Genomic DNA, 15,956 nt, shown 5'->3' with positions numbered 1-15,956 from the left:
ATAAAGCTATAAATGAAAAGGTCAAACTAAAATTCATAGAAAGAAAGGCAAAAATGTTTATGCATAATAGATATTCTAGACAACAATTATTCAGCCCAATCGGAGAAAACGGGCAGCTACTACTAAAACAAAAGCATGTCCTAATGATAGGAGTTGGTGCTTTAGGCAGTGCTAGCGCAGAGGCTCTTGTAAGGGCAGGCGTCGGAAAATTGACGATTATTGATCGTGATTATGTAGAGTGGAGTAATTTACAAAGACAACAACTATATACCGAACAAGATGCACAAGAAAAAGTCCCAAAAGTAATCGCTGCAAAAAAACGACTACAAAGCATTAACGCAGAGGTAGAAATTAACGAATATATTTTTGATGCGTGTACAGAGCAAATAATCCCACTGCTTGCAGATGTCGATATTATGCTGGATGCAACAGACAACTTTGATATTCGCTTTATGATGAACGATCTTGCACAAAAATATCAAATTCCTTGGGTTTATGGTTCTTGTGTTGGGAGTTATGGTGCTACTTATACGATTGTGCCAGGTAAAACACCTTGTTTACATTGTTTGCTAGCAGCGATGCCTAATACAGGGATGACATGCGATACAGTAGGAATTATTAGTCCAACTGTTCAAATCGTCGCAGCTTATCAAGTAGCTGAGGTATTAAAGTTTTTAATAGGCGATGAAGAAGCATTACGCAAAAGTTATTTAACTTTTGATGTTTGGCAAAATCAACATTATGAAATCAACGTAGAAAAAATTCGCAATCATGACTGTCCATCCTGTGGCAAAAATCCGACCTATCCGTATTTATCCTATGAAAATCAAACAAAATTAAATGTATTATGTGGTCGCGATGCTATTCAAATACGTCCAGCAAAACCGATTCACTATAATTTTGATCAGCTCGCTGTTCAACTTCATCCCTATGGTGATATTCAACAAAATCCCTATTTACTATCGTGCCAAGCAGAAGATTATCGACTAGTGATTTTCCAAGATGGACGAGTTGTCATTCACGGTGTACAAGATATACAAAAAGCTAAAACCATTTATTATCGTTTATTCGGATAAAGGAGTGTTCTAAAATGTTAGAAAAAAGAAAACCAATTGCTGTTGGAGAAGCTGTTCAACGTGTCATGGAGTTTGCATTCCAAGGAAAAATAGAGGTCATTTCACTACAGCAAGCACATGGACGATTTTTAGCAGAAGATGTTGCTGCAGATCAAGATGTACCAGCTTTTGATCGCTCACCTTATGATGGTTATGCTATTCGCTCGGTCGATAGTCAAGAGGCAAGTTCAGACAATCCAGTAACCTTTAAAGTAGTGGGGGAAATTGGTGCGGGCTATGTATATGAGAGAGAAGTCGGTGAACGAGAAACGGTGCGTATTATGACAGGAGCGCCTATCCCAAACGGATGTGATGCAGTCGTTATGTTAGAATTAACGCACACATTTGAAGAAGACAATCAATCGTATATGTCGATTAAACGCTCTTATGAAACAGGAACAAATATTTCCTTTAAGGGAGAGGACGTTCAAAAAGGTGCAATTCTTATTGAAAAAGGACAATATATCAATCCAGGTGTTGTCGCATTACTTGCTACTTTTGGTTATGATCAAGTACCTGTTTTTCGAAAACCAATCGTTGGCGTAATTGCAACAGGAAGTGAATTACTTGAACCGAGTGATGCTTTGCAGCCAGGAAAAATTCGTAATAGCAATGCATATATGATAATGGCTCAAATTGAACGTGCTGGGGCAACCGTCAAATATTTTGGTAAGTTTAGCGATGATCTAAATTTATGTATTCAAGCTGTTGAAAAAGCTCTTCAGGAAGTAGACATATTGATTACAACTGGAGGAGTATCAGTAGGTGATTACGATTACTTACCTGCCATTTATGAAGCCATTGACGCACAAGTACTTTTTAATAAAGTAGCAATGCGACCAGGTAGTGTAACAACTGTTGCGGCTCGAAATGGTCAATTATTATTTGGACTTTCAGGTAATCCATCAGCTTGCTATGTTGGTTTTGAATTATTTACACGACCTATTATTCGTACGGCTTTTGGTAATAAGCAACCACATCTACGTAGAGAGCAGGCTGTTTTAAATGCGGACTTTAAAAAACCGAATCCGTTTACCCGTTTTGTACGTGCGAATGCGTCTTACGAAAACGGTCAATTAGTTGCAGTTCCTTCTGGGTTCGATAAATCTAGTGCCGTTTCTTCCTTAGCAGAAGCCAATTCTTTTATCGTATTACCAGGTGGATCACGTGGATACGAAAAAGGAATGCAAGTTGTTGTTTTATTGTTAGAAGATTTGCAGGGAAGTGAGTGGCCATGGGGCAACATCGAAAAATCTTACAAATCGTAGGCTATCAAAATAGTGGGAAGACAACGTTAATGGAACAACTCATTACACAAGCCACCACAGAAGGATTTCGTGTAGGAACGATCAAGCATCATGGCCATGGTGGCATCCCTATGATAGAAAGTTCAAAAGATAGTATTCGCCATGAGAAGGCTGGTGCAAGTGTGACAGCAGTTGAGGGGGAAGGTACTTTGCGCATGAGCATTCACCAAAGTAACTGGCAGCTTGCTGAAATACTAGCTATTTATGAAACATTTAATATGGATATCATTTTCATTGAAGGCTATAAAAATGAAGACTATCCGAAGGTTGTTCTTTTGCGACACGCTGAAGATCAATCTTTGCTACAAAAAGTAACCAATATCGTCTGTGTTCTTTATTGGTCAACATATCCACTAAATAAACCGTTAGATTATCCAACTTTTTCATTTCAAGAAAAAGCACAATATATGGATTTTCTTATGCAGGAAATGAGGAGAAAATCATGACTACATCGTTGTTTGAAATCATGGATAAACCAATTGATGTTGAAGAAGTTAGACAAAAAGTAACTGATCGAAATGCTGGTGCAATCACTGTATTCATTGGAACAGTACGTGAAATGACGAAAGGCAAGAAAACACTACATTTGGAATATCAGGCCTATCCATCTATGGCTATTAAAATGTTCGAACAAATATCTAAAGAAATACAAGAGCGATGGCCAGAAGCGAAAGTAGCCATTACACATCGTGTTGGTCATTTAGAAATTTCGGATATTGCCGTAGTCATTGCGGTTTCATCACCACATCGTAAAATAGCCTATGAAGCCAATGAATTTGCTATTGATCGTATTAAACAAATTGTGCCTATTTGGAAAAAAGAGTATTGGGAAGATGGGACTGAATGGATTGGTGATCAATTAGAAAATGTCCCTTATCCAAAAGGAAATCCATCAATCAGAGAGGAGGAATCTTGTGATTAACATATTACTATTTGCTCACTTACAAGAAATAATCGGTGAGTCAAAATTATGTGTAGACTTGTCAGACCGAACAATTGGACAAATTAAAGAATGGATGGAAACGCAATATCCACAAATTAATTTACAACATGTCATGACAGCAGTAAATGAGGAATTTGCAACGGATACAACGGTTGTAAAAAACGGGGATACAATCGCCTTTATTCCACCCATTAGTGGAGGATAAAAAGAAAAGATGTAGTTGGTACAGTTTAGTTTGCACCGACTACATCTTTTATTATATTTACCCTGTAAAAGTAGAGGGAGGAACCCCTAATAGTTAACGTTTCACTTTACGCCTTCATGAGATGAACGCTCAGAAGCATAAGGAAGGAAATACTTATCATACAAATCACCCATGACCAAGCGAGTGACATGTTACCCGAACCAATCGCCATATAAATAGCGAGTGGGGTCGTTTGTGTTTTGCCTGGAAGGTTACCAGCAAACATTAAGGTTGCACCAAATTCACCTAAAGCTCGTGTGAAACTTAAAATTCCACCTGAGACAATTGATTTTAATGCGAGAGGGATAGAAATTAAGAAAAAGACTTGCCATTCGTTAGCTCCATCAACACGTGCAGCGTTCTCAATGTCCACATCAACAGATTCAAAGCCAGTTTTTGCTGATTGATACATTAAAGGAAATGCAACAACAGTAGAGGCAATGACCGCCGCCCACCATGTGAACATAATGGGTTGATTAAAAAGCCATGTAATCAAGTTACCTAGCACACTATTTTTACCAAAAATAATAATTAGAAGAAAACCTATTACAGTAGGAGGTAATACTAATGGTAAAAGTAACACTGTTTCTAGAAATAATTTTCCTTTGAAATTACGTTTTGCCATCCAATTACCAAATAGAATACCAGTTATTATCACAATTACTCCTGACACAAGTGCTATCTCGATAGAAAGTTTAAGAGGTGACCAGAAATCCGAACTCATTTATTAATGAGTTCCTTGAAAGCCGTATTTTTTAAATACTTTCATCGCTTGATCACTTTGTAAATAGTGATAAAAATCTTCCGCCTCTTTTGCATGCTTACTATCTTTGATAACACCTACAGGATAAATAATAGGTGTATGTGTATCTTCTTTAGCTGTAGCAACGACATCGACTTTTTCTGACACAAGGGCATCTGTTTTATAAACTAACCCTGCATCAACATTTTCAGTTTCTGTATAAGTAAGAACTTGTCGTACGTCTTTTGTATAGACTACCTTTGATTCCGCATTTTCCCAAAGGTTCATGTTTTTCAATGTTTCTATACCGTACTTGCCAGCAGGAACCGTTTCAGGTGTACCAACGGCAATCTTATCAGCTTTCGTTAAGTCTTCAAATGATAGAATTTGTTTTTCATTTTTCTTAGGAACGATTAATACTAATTCGTTTGCTAAAAGATTCGTTCCTTGCTTTTCATCGATTAAACCTTTTTGTACTAACTCATCAAATTTATCTTGTGCTGCTGAAAAGAAAAGATCAACAGGAGCACCTTCTAAAATTTGTTGCTGTAAAGCACCAGAGCCACCAAAGTTAAATGTGATTTTAATATTATCGTGTTCATTTTCATAGGCTTTTTGAAGCTCTTCTAATGAATCTTGCAAACTAGCTGCTGCGGAAATCGTTAATTCAACTGGTTCGTTTACTTTGTTGTTACTTTCTTGACTACCACAACCTGCTAAAATGCCGACTAGTAGTAATAATGAAGCTATTAAACTATAATACTTTTTCACTTTGATTATACTCCTTTTATAACTCGTTATAACAAGACATAACTAATTATAATTAGTTATGTCTAAAAAAGAAATACCAAATCGCTAGAAACTTTCAAGATGTTAAAAATATGGTTCATCACCAAAAGTTGTGGATGACTTTTGTTAACCGTATACTATGTAAATAAGTTAATTGGAGTGGAGGCTGGGCGACCCCTTGGGGATTAGCGATAGAGGAACGAAGGCTAAAACCATCACGTCCTGTGATAACGCCTTCGTGACCAACATCCTGTTGGCCCAAGCGGCTCATTGGACGCCCCCAGTCGGAACGGAAATCAACCACACGTTTTGGTGATGCCAATAATATTATAATTACGTTACTATAGAATCAATAGAAGCAGAAGGGGAGATTTTTTACATGTCACATGAACATTCCTATACGATTGAAGAGGTGGCTCAATTATTAAAGGTTTCAAAATTAACGATCTACGATTTAGTGAAAAAGGGAGATTTACCTATTTTCCGTGTGGGCCGACAAATGCGTGTGGATAGAACCGATTTACAATTATATATACAAAAGAGCAAGACAGGAGCAACTCCAGCTGCATCTACTGCCTCGACTACTCCTTCGACAAAAAATAAAAAAATTATTATTAGCGGACAGGATTTAGCCTTAGACTTATTAGGGAAATATATAGAGAAAAAACAATCAAATAAAGTATTGCGCTCGCATGAAGGTAGCTTTAATGGTGTCATGGCGCTATATAACGGGGATTGTGATATTGCGAGTTTACATTTGTACGATGGTGATACAGGGGAATATAATACCCCTTATTTGAAAAAGATTTTTGTAAGTCACTCTTATATTCTTCTCAATCTGATTTCACGCCGAGCGGGCTTTTATGTTCAAAAAGGTAATCCATTGCAAATTCAATCAATGGATGATTTTAAGACTAAATCACTAAAATTGATGAACCGTGAAAAAGGTTCAGGTGCTCGTACTTTCCTAGATGAACAATTACGCATTCATCACATATCTCCATCCTCAATTGAAGGGTATAACGAAGAAGAAATGAGCCATATAGATGTAGCTTCTGCAGTCGCAAATGGGCATGCAGACATTGGAATAGGCATTGAAAAAATATCAAAACTCATAGAGGTTGACTTTATACCACTTGTTAGAGAACGTTATGATATTGTCCTATTAAAAACACCTGAAAACCAACTGCTGGTTGAATCGGTAAAAGAGATTTTAAATTCACCAGATTTCCAATCAGAAGTAGTCGCACTAGGAGATTATGACGTCACTCAAATGGGACAAGTTATATATGAAACACTTTAACTTCTTTTAGCAATTATTTTCTGTAGCGAAAGCATAGCGTTAGCTACAAATATTTTATGTCTAAAATAAAAGTCATTGTAACATATTATATCGAAGATTAATAAAGCGTGTATAAGAAAGAAACATGTGATTCCATTTGCTTCAAAAGGGTTTTCTTCTATGTTCTTTCTAAGTAAACGCAAGGTTCAACTAACGGAGTAGATTGATCTAAAAAAGGATTAAATATACCTCATAGTTGAACTTATTTTAGTGCGAAGCGGGTAAGAAAGAAACTAAATTTTAGAAAATCTGCTTTTGCACTAGACAAATATGATTTTTTCTTATATATTAAGTATAATAAAATCGTTTTCAAGAGAACAATAAATTCACATATTACAAAGAGTAATCGTGTTTTGTTTGATGCTTTTTGTAATATGTGAATTTTTTCTTTTGAAGTAAAATGATTTTACTTAAATATTATTAATGGAGGTCATGCAAAATGGCACAAGGTACAGTAAAATGGTTTAACTCAGAAAAAGGTTTTGGATTCATCGAAGTAGAAGGTGGAAATGACGTATTCGCTCACTTCTCAGCTATCCAAGGTGACGGTTTCAAAACACTTGAAGAAGGTCAAAAAGTTGAGTTCTCAGTAGAAGAAGGCCAACGCGGACCTCAAGCTACAAACATCGTAAAACTTTAATTTTAATGATGTAACCATAAAAGAGGCATCCTTTCATGAGGATGCCTCTTTTTTATGCGAAAAAAGAAGTGTTGTAATGAAAAAATGGATTGGTTAATAAGTATAAATTTGGAACTTAATACAAATTCAATCGTATACAGAGTAAGAAGCATAAACTTTGAAGAGTAGGGGGATATATATGAGTAGGAAAAATTTGATAATTATGATAGTAGCATTTATTGTGGAAGTTTTAATTACGTATTTTATTGCTTCATTTTTCTCCGTAAGATTTATCGAGGTAATGTTTTTCGCTGGTATCGTTTTTGCTGGGGGTACTTTTTACTTTTCAAGTAGTGGGGGAGCTATGTCTAGATTATTTGCATCTCAAGCTAGTGGGCAAACAGGCATAATTCAGAAAAGAGAACAGTTCACTTATCAAATAGGTCCGATATTTATTACTTCACTAATATTCTTTTTAATTGGGTTAGTATTCTTTCTCCTACTTGTTTGGGGAATAATTCCACCTGATCAAGCTTAAATAATGGGAAATCAATAAATTCTGTTTACCCCAAACACCTATATAAAATAGCTGTAGACAAAGTTACATATAACTTTGTCTACAGACTCTAACATAAAAATTAATCGCTTAGCATTGCTTTTAATGTTCGTTTTTGCCAGCCTAGCTTGAAGTATGCGTATTGTAATACAAAATGCACACAGAAGGCAGCAGGGTAAGCGATCCAAACGCCGTTTAGCTCGAATGTAGTGTAGTGCGATAACATAAACGCCAATGGTACCTCGACTACCCAAATTGCGATGACTAGGAAAATTGTCGGCCATAAGACAACACCTGTAGCACGCATTGTAGCTGAAACGGTTTGTGTATGACCAAAAATTAAATAGCTCCAAAATGCGATATATAAATAATTCTTGGCGATAAGTACCGTATCTTGTTTATCAATAAAGAAAGATAAAATAGGCTCCGCAAATATATACATAATTAAAATAATAGCGCCGCCTAAAATATAGTTCACAAGCACACCGAATTGACGAATTTTTTTAATCATATCTGTAGAGTTTGCCCCTAAAGCCTGCGCCACAAATACAGATGTCGCAATAGCAATACTCATCGCTGGCACCTGCGCATAGCTAGCGACCTGATTGACAACACCGTAAGCGGCAGTAGCATCGGAGCCGTAAACATTAACGAAGCCTATTACAGCAATTTCTGCTACAGAGATCGCAACCATACTAATGCTTGCTGGAATGGCTAATTTTAGTAATGAAGCTAAAATATCTTTCTTTAATTTAAAATGCTGTAAAATCGATTTGTCTAAGCGTAAAATATGCTTTGTTTTATGCAAGTAGGCGAATAACAATATCATCGTCACCAAATTCGATAAAACGGAAGCATAAGCAGCACCGTTTAAGCCAAACTTAGGCAGACCAAGCCAACCGAATACTAATGGTGGTAGGAATGCGATATTTAAAATAACACTTATGACTAAAAATAAAAAAGGTGTTTTAGAGTCACCTACACCACGCATAAAGGTTGTGTACACCATATACCAGAACATAATCGGTAATGTGAAAAATAAGATTTGAGCATAGCTTATACTCATATCTAAAATATTTGCGGGTGTTTGCATAAAGCGTAAAATCCATTCAATGAAAAAGCCACCAAAAATCGCGACGACAATCGATAAAATCGTTGTAAACGCTAAAGTTACCCCTACAACCTCCTTCATCTTCTCATGATTGCCAGCCCCATAAGTTTGCCCTACTAAAATCGAGCTACCTGAGCCAATCCCAATAGCAAATGCCATTAAAAAGAAGAAGAAAGGAAAGAATGCTGAAATTGCCGCTAGCGCATCAACACCTAAATTGCGCCCAACGATAAACATGCCAAAGACTTGCCCTAGTGACTGCAGCACATTCGCTAGCATAACCGGGATTAAAAAGTTAAAAAAAGCTTTTTGCAGTTTCTTATCATCATGTAAAATTTGTTGGTTCATTTTTATCCCCTCTTGGGTTTTAATAACCGTAACCCATTTCCTTTAAAATATGAGATAGCGTGCGCAGGCGTTCGCCAATTAGTTCACCATCCGCACTTAAAGCTTGACGAAAGAGCTTAATATCCTCTTCAATTTGTTCATTTTCCGTACATACTTCCACTGTCATTGCATCTCCTTGTAAGCCAATACGTTTAATAACAGGGTTTTCTTCATCATATAAATGATCGTAGCGATAAGCTTCCTTAAAATGAAGCTGAGATTCACATACTAATATAGCGAGGTCAAGCACGCGATGGAGTGGTAATTCCTCCGATTGACGTGACCATTTACCACCTGTATGACGCCACACTTTAGCAGAAATATCAACCTTGCCTCTGTCATTCCATTGAGCTAAGCCAAGTGAGAGCCCCTGTGCATCTGTATGATAAGCAGTGCGCCCATCAATATTGGCATAATTTTCAGCAACAATAACAGGTTTGTGCTTTAAATGTGTAGGTATTTTCAACAATTACATCCCCCTTTGTTAATTCAATTTTTAGTAATTTAGTAAATTACTGCATTAGTAAATATAACATTGGACAAATTCGGAGGTCAATCTTTATATGGAAAATTTTTCATCTAATGGATCTCGTGAATAAACCAGTTATAAAGGGAACATCAAGATAATCTTCGCAATATTAATATGAGAATTACTACTGATTTGTTCGAAAGAATTTTTTGCAGAGGATAGCTACTACAATTTATAGAGAGTAGACCAAATTAATTAAATTAGTTAAAATGGTAATTGGTTTATATAATGGAAAAATAATTAAGCGTTATTCTTTGAATATCGAAAAAACGAATGAAAGAGGGCAATAGAATGAGGATTCAATCTACAAATAATAATTACATAAATACGATAAAAAAAGATGAATTAAATAGACTATCTCCAGATTTATTTTTAGATAAAAATAAAGGAGCAAAAGCGAAATATGAAATAATAAGAGAAGATGGTTATATTCGTCATTATGTAACAAAATTGAATGGCGAAAGAGTAATGATTAAAGAAACGAAATTACCAAAGAGACAAGGTACAGATCAAAGCACAGGCGAGATGCACGATGTTTTGATAGATAACCTATTAAATCAATTTACTAAAACTTTAGATCACCAAAAATCTGATGAATTATTAAAAACAGGATTAGCTGGTCGGAAAGCCAAAGAAAAATTAATGTTAGCTTATCAAAATTCAATCTAGGTACGTTTTAAGAGAAAAGGATATTTAAAAAAGGGGTTATGTAGGTGATTGTTTGTGCAGGATAAAAAGCGTTTAGGTTATTATATATCAGCTTTGTTAGTCGTATTACTTGTAGGGATTGTTTTCAAAAATGTATTCATAAAAGAAGCAACAGTAAATCCGATAGTAGAAAATGAAGATGGAACAAAACAGCTTGTTTTTGATGCAAAATTAACACGATTAGACGAATCATCAACAACATTTAAAGAATACAATGGAAAGGTCCTAATCGTTAACTTTTGGGCATCTTGGTGTGGACCTTGTCAAGAAGAGGCTTCTGAATTAAGGGATTTTTATAACAATAAATCTGAAAATGTTGAGCTGTTAGCGATCAATGCAACTTCTAAAGATAGTATTGAAAATGCCATGAAATTTCAAGAGTCATACAATTTGAATTTCCCTATATTTCTTGATATAGATGGTACACTTCAAAAATCATTTGAAATATTGGCTTACCCAACAACGTTTATATTTGATTCAAAAGGTAAATTAATGTACACGATAAAAGGATCGATTAATCAAAAAGAATTAAATAAATATATTGAAAACCTCTACTAATCTATAAACATTTCCTTTACGATAAGAGCACTTTTCTGTTGTTGTCACTTTTAAGAAAAGAGGGGATTATTATGTATCAGAATTTAAATGATTTTTTTAAGTCTTGGGAGTTCGAAGCAAATTGTACACAGAGGTTACTGAATAATCTAACTGATGAATCTCTTCAACAGGAAATAACATCTGAAAATTGGACTTTAGGACGTATTGCTTGGCATACAGTTACGGCAATTCGCATCATAACTTCAAATACAAATTTGACATTTGAAGGTCCAACTAAAGATTATCCTGTTCCTGCTTCAGCACAATTTATTGCAGATAGCTATTCTCAAGCTAATAATGCGTTTATGGAAGCAGTAAAAACAAATTGGACGGATCAAACCCTTCACGAGCACATCAATTTTTTCGGTCAAGAAATGCGAATTAGTACACTGTTAATGTTCTTGATTCAACATCAGAATCACCATCGAGGACAAATGACGGTTCTTATGCGACAGGCGGGATTAACTGTCCCAGGCATTTATGGTCCAGCTAAAGAAGAATGGGCAAATTTCGGTATGGAAGCTCCAGAAATGTAAAACTAATTAAGGTGAGGATATTGTGAAAATAGCTGTACTATCAGATATTCATGGAAATAAAGATGCATTAAAAGCAGTGTTAGAGGATATAAAATATAGAAGTATCGATAAGATATATAATTTAGGTGACACTCTTTACGGACCGTTATTCCCATTAGAAACATATGAAATGATACAGAGTACAGATATTAAAAGTGTAAGTGGGAATTGTGATCGGATATTGTTGCAGTCTTCATCGGATAATCCAAACATTCAATGTGTAATAGACGTTCTCTTAGAGGAACATAAAAGCTGGTTAATTAACCTGCCATTTTCGATTCAGACAGATGATTTTTACTTTTGTCATGCTTCACCTGAAAATGATGAACTGTATATGTTGAATGAAATTACTCCACATGGCGTTACTGTTAAACAGACAGAGGAAATAATGAAATTAGTAAAAGATATTCCTCAAAATATTATTTTTTGTGGTCACTCCCATTTACCAACGATTGTTTATTTACCTAATAACAAAATCATTATAAATCCAGGCAGTGTCGGTTTGCCTGCTTATGAAGAAGTTGAACCGTTCTATTATAAGATTGAATCAGGCACACCGTTTGCAAATTATACAGTTGTAGAAAAAAGGGATGGTGAATATGTTATTGAGCAGTTAAGCATTCCTTATGATACTACGGAGGTTATTAAACAAAGCGAAGTTCAAAATAGATCTGATTGGGCGAGAGCATTAAAATATGGGAGAGTTTAAGGTGATATTTTTTAAGCTTAAAAGAGTAAAAGGACTTGTTGATAAATCATAAAAACAAGTCCTTTTTTATCATGTTAAATACTGTCGTGAGCTTTGTCTGTCATTGTTATTACCTTTAGTAGATTCTTCTTCTGGATAAATAAAATAACTAAGGCTTGTACTGTCATTGCTAAGACAAGCAGAATGAAGTGTGAATTGTGGTACAAAATTATTGAAAGAAAATAAAATATTGGTGCAGACGAAAGGTACGAAATATATTGGTTTTTAGTTACTAAATAAATAATCGTTGAAATACAAGTTGTCACTAAAAGAAGTTCGAGTAATATCCCGATTGAAGCATTATCAATATAATACTGTAAATCGTTTACATAGGACATATTAAAAAGATCCCCCTATTCCGACAAAAATACTTTAACTAAATTGTAACATATTAACAAATTCGATGTATAGGTAATACTAGGGGATATTAGGGTGATAGAAGAACTATTGAGCTATTTGAAGCCGTGGATTTTAGGTAATACGAAATCATTGGTAATTATAATAATTGCCTACGAAGCGACAGCATAATTACGCTAAGGCGAAATTGATATCAGTTGATTGGAGTGGAGACTGGGCGACTCCTCGGGGTCAGATTATAGCGGCTCATCAGACGCCCCCAGGAAGCTTTACTCTGTGCGAAAGCGAAGCGTCAGCGGCAAAAGCGCCCAGTCGGAACGGAAATCAACCACACGCTATGGTAAGGAGGCTTCCCCTGCATACTAGGGAAGTCTCTTAGAATTTAACTTAATTTAACTTCTTTAAGCCGATTCCGGACCAAGGCCTAATTGATTTATAGTTCTTCCTGGAAATAAATTTTGTAGAATTTTCGATTTGTAGATTCATCGTAACCTACTTCAATTAGTTCATCGACTTGCTCGATATCCTGTACATTCACCTGGATTTCAATATTGGAATCGAGTTTAATTTTACGTTTATATTTTTTTTCAGCCTTTTCAAGTGCACTCTCAGAAATAACGGTTTCATATGGTTTTACCGAATTAATAATAATATCTTTTTGCGTTGGCTCTGCATTTTCAAATACCGTTTCAATATAATTATTTACTTGAAATTCATCTTCATTTCTAAAGTAATCAAGCGTTTTATTTAAAAGCCCTAGTTTCTCAGTGTTGCTATAGCTCTCTTCTTTTAAAATATATTTTTTGCACTCTGTTAATGCTAAATTCGTTTTGTAATAATGTTCATCGGCTGCTTTTATCTTTAAAAATCGTTCTTGCCAGTAGACAATATCTTCTTTCCTTTTCGTTTTCATAAAGACAGCAGGTGTCTTATCAGTTCCCATATCTATGATAATGGCCATGTTATTAATTTTTTTTACATTAATTCCATCAATTCCGTTAACAACCATTTTGTTGTGGTCGTTCTTTACATCTAAAAACATTTCTTTTTCATCAATTTTAACAATGGCAATTATTTTTTTAACTTCTGTAGCTAGAAAACAATTGTCAAATAGCCCAATAAACAATTCGCCGCTTTTAATGTTAGGATGTTGAGATACACTATGTAAGTGTTTAGCAATGTTGATTGATTGTTCAAGGAAACTAGTCTCCTGATCAAATATTGCCCTCACATATGTGTAAACCTCGTTTAACGCAATGTCTGTTTCATGAAAAAATTCGAATTGCTGCTCTAAATCGATTTTGCTAAACGCTAGCTGTGTAAAAGCAGCCTCTAGCATGACCTCTGGCTGTGATAATGATTCCTCACCTAACACGAGTGTATCGTCAATAAAATGTAAAATATATTGTGCTAACTTACTTTCACTTACTTCTAGCATGTTTTCCACCTTCTAAAATTTCATTGTAGATAATATACCATATCATAACCCTCGCAACATTTTCATGTATTTTTTTTTTACGAATAATAAAATTAAAAAGAACATTGAATACATGCATTTAAGAGATTTATTACCACATTTACTATAAGGGAGACTATCGGTTCTCTTTTAATTGGTGAAACGCCTTTTAAATTGTAAATTCATTACCTTAAATTGACATTTGTGGCAGCTGAAGTATACTGAAATTAAACGGAAATAGCATGAAGAAATCAACGAAGAGAAGAGGTCTTGATATGCTCTATACCATTAAACCAATAGCTGTAGTGAGCAATAGTCGAAAAATGATTGAAGACGATAATTGGGGAGATATCATTTCTACTATTGAATTGACAAAAGATATGCATGAATCGTCTTTAAAGGGGATTGATGATTTTTCCCATTTAGAAATAATTTTTTATTTTGACAAAGTGGCGGATGAAAAAATCCAATATGAAGCGAGACATCCAAGAAATAATACGGACTATCCGGAGGTCGGTATTTTTGCACAGAGAGGTAAAAATAGACCTAATAAAATAGGTGAAACGGTTGTAGAATTACTAGAATTAAAGGATAGAACATTAATCGTTAAAGGCTTAGATGCTATTGATGGAACACCAATTATTGATATAAAACCTGTAATGAAAGAATTCTTACCAAAAGGTGAAATAAAACAGCCACGTTGGGCAAGTGATTTAATGAAGAATTATTGGGACTAGTATATGTACATTCTTTTTAATTTTATTTGTTAAGGAGAGAAATCATTATGTTTTTAAATCTACATATTGAAACCGAGAGACTCGTAATTCGTCCATATGCTTTAACTGATTTGGATGAGTTATATGCAGTCGTTTCTGAGCCTAATTTTTATCAATTTATCCCAGAGGATGTGCCGAGCCGTGATGATGTTCAGCGAGTAATAGAGTGGTCCATTCAATGTAACTCAAAAAACACGCCTACTAAAATACATAAGCTTAATCTAGCTATTGTAGATAGGGAAAGCCAAACGTTAATTGGCTATTGTGGCCTCGGTCCGGATGATGTAAAAGAAACTGAGATTGAACTATATTATGGTATTTCGGAAGCTTGTAGAGGGCAAGGAATTGCGTCTGAAGCTACACAAGCGTTACTAAAATACGCGTTTAATAAAATAGGTTTATTTAAGGTTATTGCTGTTGTACATCCTGAAAACGTGGCATCTTTACGAATTGTTGAGAAACTGGGAATGAACTATGAATATACGTATAACAACCTTAATCCGGAACTGAAGGATTTTGAAGGATTGCTTCATTATTCTATAGAGGCTAAGGCATTTCGACGAAGTAAATAAATTTGTAAAGCGTAAATGCTTCCTTGGGGATTAGTCTCAGATGTGATTCTGGAGTGGGTGAGAGGGTAGGGGAAAAAAGGCTAAAGGCATCACGTCCTGAGATAACGCCTTCGACCGACATCGTGCTGCTGACGCATCGCTTTCGCGCAAAAAACATCGTGCTGCTGACGTATCGCTTTCGCGCAAAAAACATCGTGCTGCTGACGCATCGCTTTCGTGCAAAAAACATCGTGCTGCTAACGCTTCGCTTTCGTGCAAAAAACATCATGCCGCTGCGTTTGCACTACGCTTTCGCACAAAAAACATCTGTTGCCCCAAGCAGCTCATCGGACGCATCCGGGAAAGCGTCCAGCCGGAACTAACCCTCGTTTCGTTGAGAAATCATTTCCCCTTAAATACAATGAGATAATAGCTTTTCAACAACATGGGATTTCTACTTAATCAGTAGAAGTCTTTTTTGTTATCGAACAAAATTATCATACG

At 35.4% G+C, this 15,956-nt stretch carries 22 protein-coding genes; 15 read left to right on the top strand and 7 right to left on the bottom strand.

Annotated features, from left to right (window positions below; all coding sequences use genetic code 11):
* The first annotated feature begins 59 nt into the window (after positions 1 to 59).
* The 5 genes from ACYQ73_RS11540 to moaD are packed head-to-tail and all read left to right on the top strand — an operon-like array spanning position 60 to position 3,570.
* On the top strand, positions 60 to 1,076 hold the full coding sequence (locus ACYQ73_RS11540; protein ID WP_460012626.1) for a thiazole biosynthesis adenylyltransferase ThiF: 1,017 nt from the start codon (positions 60 to 62) through the stop codon (positions 1,074 to 1,076).
* Positions 1,077 to 1,090: 14 nt separating this feature from the next.
* Positions 1,091 to 2,383 (top strand): molybdopterin molybdotransferase MoeA, encoded by a 1,293-nt coding sequence (locus ACYQ73_RS11535; RefSeq protein ID WP_460012625.1) that lies wholly within the window; start codon positions 1,091 to 1,093, stop codon positions 2,381 to 2,383.
* Positions 2,344 to 2,868 carry a molybdopterin-guanine dinucleotide biosynthesis protein B gene (mobB, locus tag ACYQ73_RS11530; protein ID WP_460012624.1) on the top strand — a complete coding sequence of 175 codons (525 nt, stop codon included), beginning with the start codon at positions 2,344 to 2,346 and terminating at the stop codon, positions 2,866 to 2,868. Before ACYQ73_RS11535 ends, mobB begins: the two co-directional genes overlap by 40 nt.
* Complete coding sequence (locus ACYQ73_RS11525) at positions 2,865 to 3,344, top strand: molybdenum cofactor biosynthesis protein MoaE (RefSeq protein ID WP_460012623.1); 480 nt, start codon at positions 2,865 to 2,867, stop codon at positions 3,342 to 3,344. Before mobB ends, ACYQ73_RS11525 begins: the two co-directional genes overlap by 4 nt.
* On the top strand, positions 3,337 to 3,570 hold the full coding sequence (gene moaD, locus ACYQ73_RS11520; RefSeq protein WP_460012622.1) for a molybdopterin converting factor subunit 1: 234 nt from the start codon (positions 3,337 to 3,339) through the stop codon (positions 3,568 to 3,570). Before ACYQ73_RS11525 ends, moaD begins: the two co-directional genes overlap by 8 nt.
* 106 nt (positions 3,571 to 3,676) lie before the next feature.
* On the opposite strand, the gene modB is transcribed toward moaD, so the two are convergent.
* The 3 genes from modB to ACYQ73_RS11505 all read right to left on the bottom strand — a co-directional run bounded on the left by modB (position 3,677) and on the right by ACYQ73_RS11505 (position 5,411).
* The gene (modB, locus tag ACYQ73_RS11515) at positions 3,677 to 4,333 is read right to left on the bottom strand and encodes a molybdate ABC transporter permease subunit (RefSeq protein ID WP_460012621.1); all 657 of its coding nucleotides are present in this window, start codon (positions 4,331 to 4,333) and stop codon (positions 3,677 to 3,679) included.
* A gap of 3 nt (positions 4,334 to 4,336) precedes the next feature.
* Positions 4,337 to 5,122, bottom strand: coding sequence for a molybdate ABC transporter substrate-binding protein (gene modA, locus ACYQ73_RS11510; protein ID WP_460012620.1), 786 nt, complete (start codon positions 5,120 to 5,122; stop codon positions 4,337 to 4,339).
* A 118-nt stretch (positions 5,123 to 5,240) separates the two neighbouring features.
* Complete coding sequence (locus ACYQ73_RS11505; RefSeq protein WP_460012619.1) at positions 5,241 to 5,411, bottom strand: hypothetical protein; 171 nt, start codon at positions 5,409 to 5,411, stop codon at positions 5,241 to 5,243.
* 108 nt (positions 5,412 to 5,519) lie between these two features.
* On the opposite strand from ACYQ73_RS11505, the gene ACYQ73_RS11500 reads away from it, so the two are divergent.
* The 3 genes from ACYQ73_RS11500 to ACYQ73_RS11490 all read left to right on the top strand — a co-directional run bounded on the left by ACYQ73_RS11500 (position 5,520) and on the right by ACYQ73_RS11490 (position 7,639).
* Positions 5,520 to 6,443 carry a substrate-binding domain-containing protein gene (locus tag ACYQ73_RS11500; RefSeq protein WP_460012618.1) on the top strand — a complete coding sequence of 308 codons (924 nt, stop codon included), beginning with the start codon at positions 5,520 to 5,522 and terminating at the stop codon, positions 6,441 to 6,443.
* Positions 6,444 to 6,921: 478 nt separating this feature from the next.
* Complete coding sequence (locus tag ACYQ73_RS11495; RefSeq protein WP_049667605.1) at positions 6,922 to 7,122, top strand: cold-shock protein; 201 nt, start codon at positions 6,922 to 6,924, stop codon at positions 7,120 to 7,122.
* Positions 7,123 to 7,300: 178 nt separating this feature from the next.
* Positions 7,301 to 7,639 carry a hypothetical protein gene (locus tag ACYQ73_RS11490; RefSeq protein WP_460012617.1) on the top strand — a complete coding sequence of 113 codons (339 nt, stop codon included), beginning with the start codon at positions 7,301 to 7,303 and terminating at the stop codon, positions 7,637 to 7,639.
* Between the two features lie 100 nt (positions 7,640 to 7,739).
* Here ACYQ73_RS11490 and ACYQ73_RS11485 read toward each other — a convergent pair whose 3' ends face one another.
* On the bottom strand, positions 7,740 to 9,116 hold the full coding sequence (locus tag ACYQ73_RS11485; protein WP_460012616.1) for an MATE family efflux transporter: 1,377 nt from the start codon (positions 9,114 to 9,116) through the stop codon (positions 7,740 to 7,742).
* A gap of 19 nt (positions 9,117 to 9,135) precedes the next feature.
* Positions 9,136 to 9,621: a DUF6530 family protein gene (locus ACYQ73_RS11480; RefSeq protein WP_460012615.1), complete on the bottom strand. Its 486-nt coding sequence runs from the start codon at positions 9,619 to 9,621 to the stop codon at positions 9,136 to 9,138.
* Between the two features lie 354 nt (positions 9,622 to 9,975).
* On the opposite strand from ACYQ73_RS11480, the gene ACYQ73_RS11475 reads away from it, so the two are divergent.
* The 4 genes from ACYQ73_RS11475 to ACYQ73_RS11460 all read left to right on the top strand — a co-directional run bounded on the left by ACYQ73_RS11475 (position 9,976) and on the right by ACYQ73_RS11460 (position 12,273).
* Complete coding sequence (locus ACYQ73_RS11475) at positions 9,976 to 10,353, top strand: hypothetical protein (protein WP_460012614.1); 378 nt, start codon at positions 9,976 to 9,978, stop codon at positions 10,351 to 10,353.
* Between the two features lie 54 nt (positions 10,354 to 10,407).
* Entirely contained in the window at positions 10,408 to 10,950 is a 543-nt protein-coding gene (locus tag ACYQ73_RS11470; protein WP_460012613.1) for a TlpA family protein disulfide reductase, read from the top strand.
* 71 nt (positions 10,951 to 11,021) lie between these two features.
* On the top strand, positions 11,022 to 11,525 hold the full coding sequence (locus tag ACYQ73_RS11465) for a DinB family protein (protein ID WP_460012612.1): 504 nt from the start codon (positions 11,022 to 11,024) through the stop codon (positions 11,523 to 11,525).
* 22 nt (positions 11,526 to 11,547) lie between these two features.
* Entirely contained in the window at positions 11,548 to 12,273 is a 726-nt protein-coding gene (locus ACYQ73_RS11460) for a metallophosphoesterase family protein (RefSeq protein ID WP_460012611.1), read from the top strand.
* 74 nt (positions 12,274 to 12,347) lie between these two features.
* Here ACYQ73_RS11460 and ACYQ73_RS11455 read toward each other — a convergent pair whose 3' ends face one another.
* A complete protein-coding gene (locus ACYQ73_RS11455; protein WP_460012610.1) occupies positions 12,348 to 12,650 on the bottom strand; it encodes a hypothetical protein in 303 nt (100 codons plus the stop codon).
* 452 nt (positions 12,651 to 13,102) lie between these two features.
* Positions 13,103 to 14,107, bottom strand: a complete 1,005-nt coding sequence (locus ACYQ73_RS11450; protein ID WP_460012609.1) for a nucleoid-associated protein — start codon at positions 14,105 to 14,107, stop codon at positions 13,103 to 13,105.
* A gap of 293 nt (positions 14,108 to 14,400) precedes the next feature.
* Between ACYQ73_RS11450 and tsaA the strand changes: the two genes are divergently transcribed.
* From tsaA to ACYQ73_RS11435, 3 genes are read left to right on the top strand one after another with little or no spacing between them, the layout of a single operon-like run.
* Entirely contained in the window at positions 14,401 to 14,862 is a 462-nt protein-coding gene (tsaA, locus tag ACYQ73_RS11445; protein ID WP_460012658.1) for a tRNA (N6-threonylcarbamoyladenosine(37)-N6)-methyltransferase TrmO, read from the top strand.
* A gap of 47 nt (positions 14,863 to 14,909) precedes the next feature.
* Positions 14,910 to 15,473 carry a GNAT family N-acetyltransferase gene (locus ACYQ73_RS11440; RefSeq protein ID WP_460012608.1) on the top strand — a complete coding sequence of 188 codons (564 nt, stop codon included), beginning with the start codon at positions 14,910 to 14,912 and terminating at the stop codon, positions 15,471 to 15,473.
* Positions 15,474 to 15,526: 53 nt separating this feature from the next.
* Positions 15,527 to 15,835 carry a hypothetical protein gene (locus ACYQ73_RS11435; RefSeq protein ID WP_460012607.1) on the top strand — a complete coding sequence of 103 codons (309 nt, stop codon included), beginning with the start codon at positions 15,527 to 15,529 and terminating at the stop codon, positions 15,833 to 15,835.
* The last annotated feature ends 121 nt before the right edge of the window (positions 15,836 to 15,956 follow it).

This window comes from Lysinibacillus sp. CTST325 (assembly GCF_054665055.1).
Note: the sequence above shows the minus strand (reverse complement) of the source record. Positions and strands in the feature narration are given on the sequence as shown.

Excerpts from the sequence above, each read along its gene's own strand:
- modB (WP_460012621.1), bottom strand. The coding sequence starts at position 4,333 with ATGAGTTCGGATTTCTGGTCACCTCTTAAACTTTCTATCGAGATAGCA.
- ACYQ73_RS11495 (WP_049667605.1), top strand. The coding sequence starts at position 6,922 with ATGGCACAAGGTACAGTAAAATGGTTTAACTCAGAAAAAGGTTTTGGA.
- ACYQ73_RS11540 (WP_460012626.1), top strand. The coding sequence starts at position 60 with ATGCATAATAGATATTCTAGACAACAATTATTCAGCCCAATCGGAGAA.
- ACYQ73_RS11450 (WP_460012609.1), bottom strand. The coding sequence starts at position 14,107 with ATGCTAGAAGTAAGTGAAAGTAAGTTAGCACAATATATTTTACATTTT.
- ACYQ73_RS11440 (WP_460012608.1), top strand. The coding sequence starts at position 14,910 with ATGTTTTTAAATCTACATATTGAAACCGAGAGACTCGTAATTCGTCCA.
- ACYQ73_RS11505 (WP_460012619.1), bottom strand. The coding sequence starts at position 5,411 with ATGAGCCGCTTGGGCCAACAGGATGTTGGTCACGAAGGCGTTATCACA.
- ACYQ73_RS11485 (WP_460012616.1), bottom strand. The coding sequence starts at position 9,116 with ATGAACCAACAAATTTTACATGATGATAAGAAACTGCAAAAAGCTTTT.
- ACYQ73_RS11455 (WP_460012610.1), bottom strand. The coding sequence starts at position 12,650 with ATGTCCTATGTAAACGATTTACAGTATTATATTGATAATGCTTCAATC.
- ACYQ73_RS11475 (WP_460012614.1), top strand. The coding sequence starts at position 9,976 with ATGAGGATTCAATCTACAAATAATAATTACATAAATACGATAAAAAAA.
- ACYQ73_RS11490 (WP_460012617.1), top strand. The coding sequence starts at position 7,301 with ATGAGTAGGAAAAATTTGATAATTATGATAGTAGCATTTATTGTGGAA.
- tsaA (WP_460012658.1), top strand. The coding sequence starts at position 14,401 with ATGCTCTATACCATTAAACCAATAGCTGTAGTGAGCAATAGTCGAAAA.
- ACYQ73_RS11535 (WP_460012625.1), top strand. The coding sequence starts at position 1,091 with ATGTTAGAAAAAAGAAAACCAATTGCTGTTGGAGAAGCTGTTCAACGT.
- ACYQ73_RS11465 (WP_460012612.1), top strand. The coding sequence starts at position 11,022 with ATGTATCAGAATTTAAATGATTTTTTTAAGTCTTGGGAGTTCGAAGCA.
- ACYQ73_RS11525 (WP_460012623.1), top strand. The coding sequence starts at position 2,865 with ATGACTACATCGTTGTTTGAAATCATGGATAAACCAATTGATGTTGAA.
- ACYQ73_RS11500 (WP_460012618.1), top strand. The coding sequence starts at position 5,520 with ATGTCACATGAACATTCCTATACGATTGAAGAGGTGGCTCAATTATTA.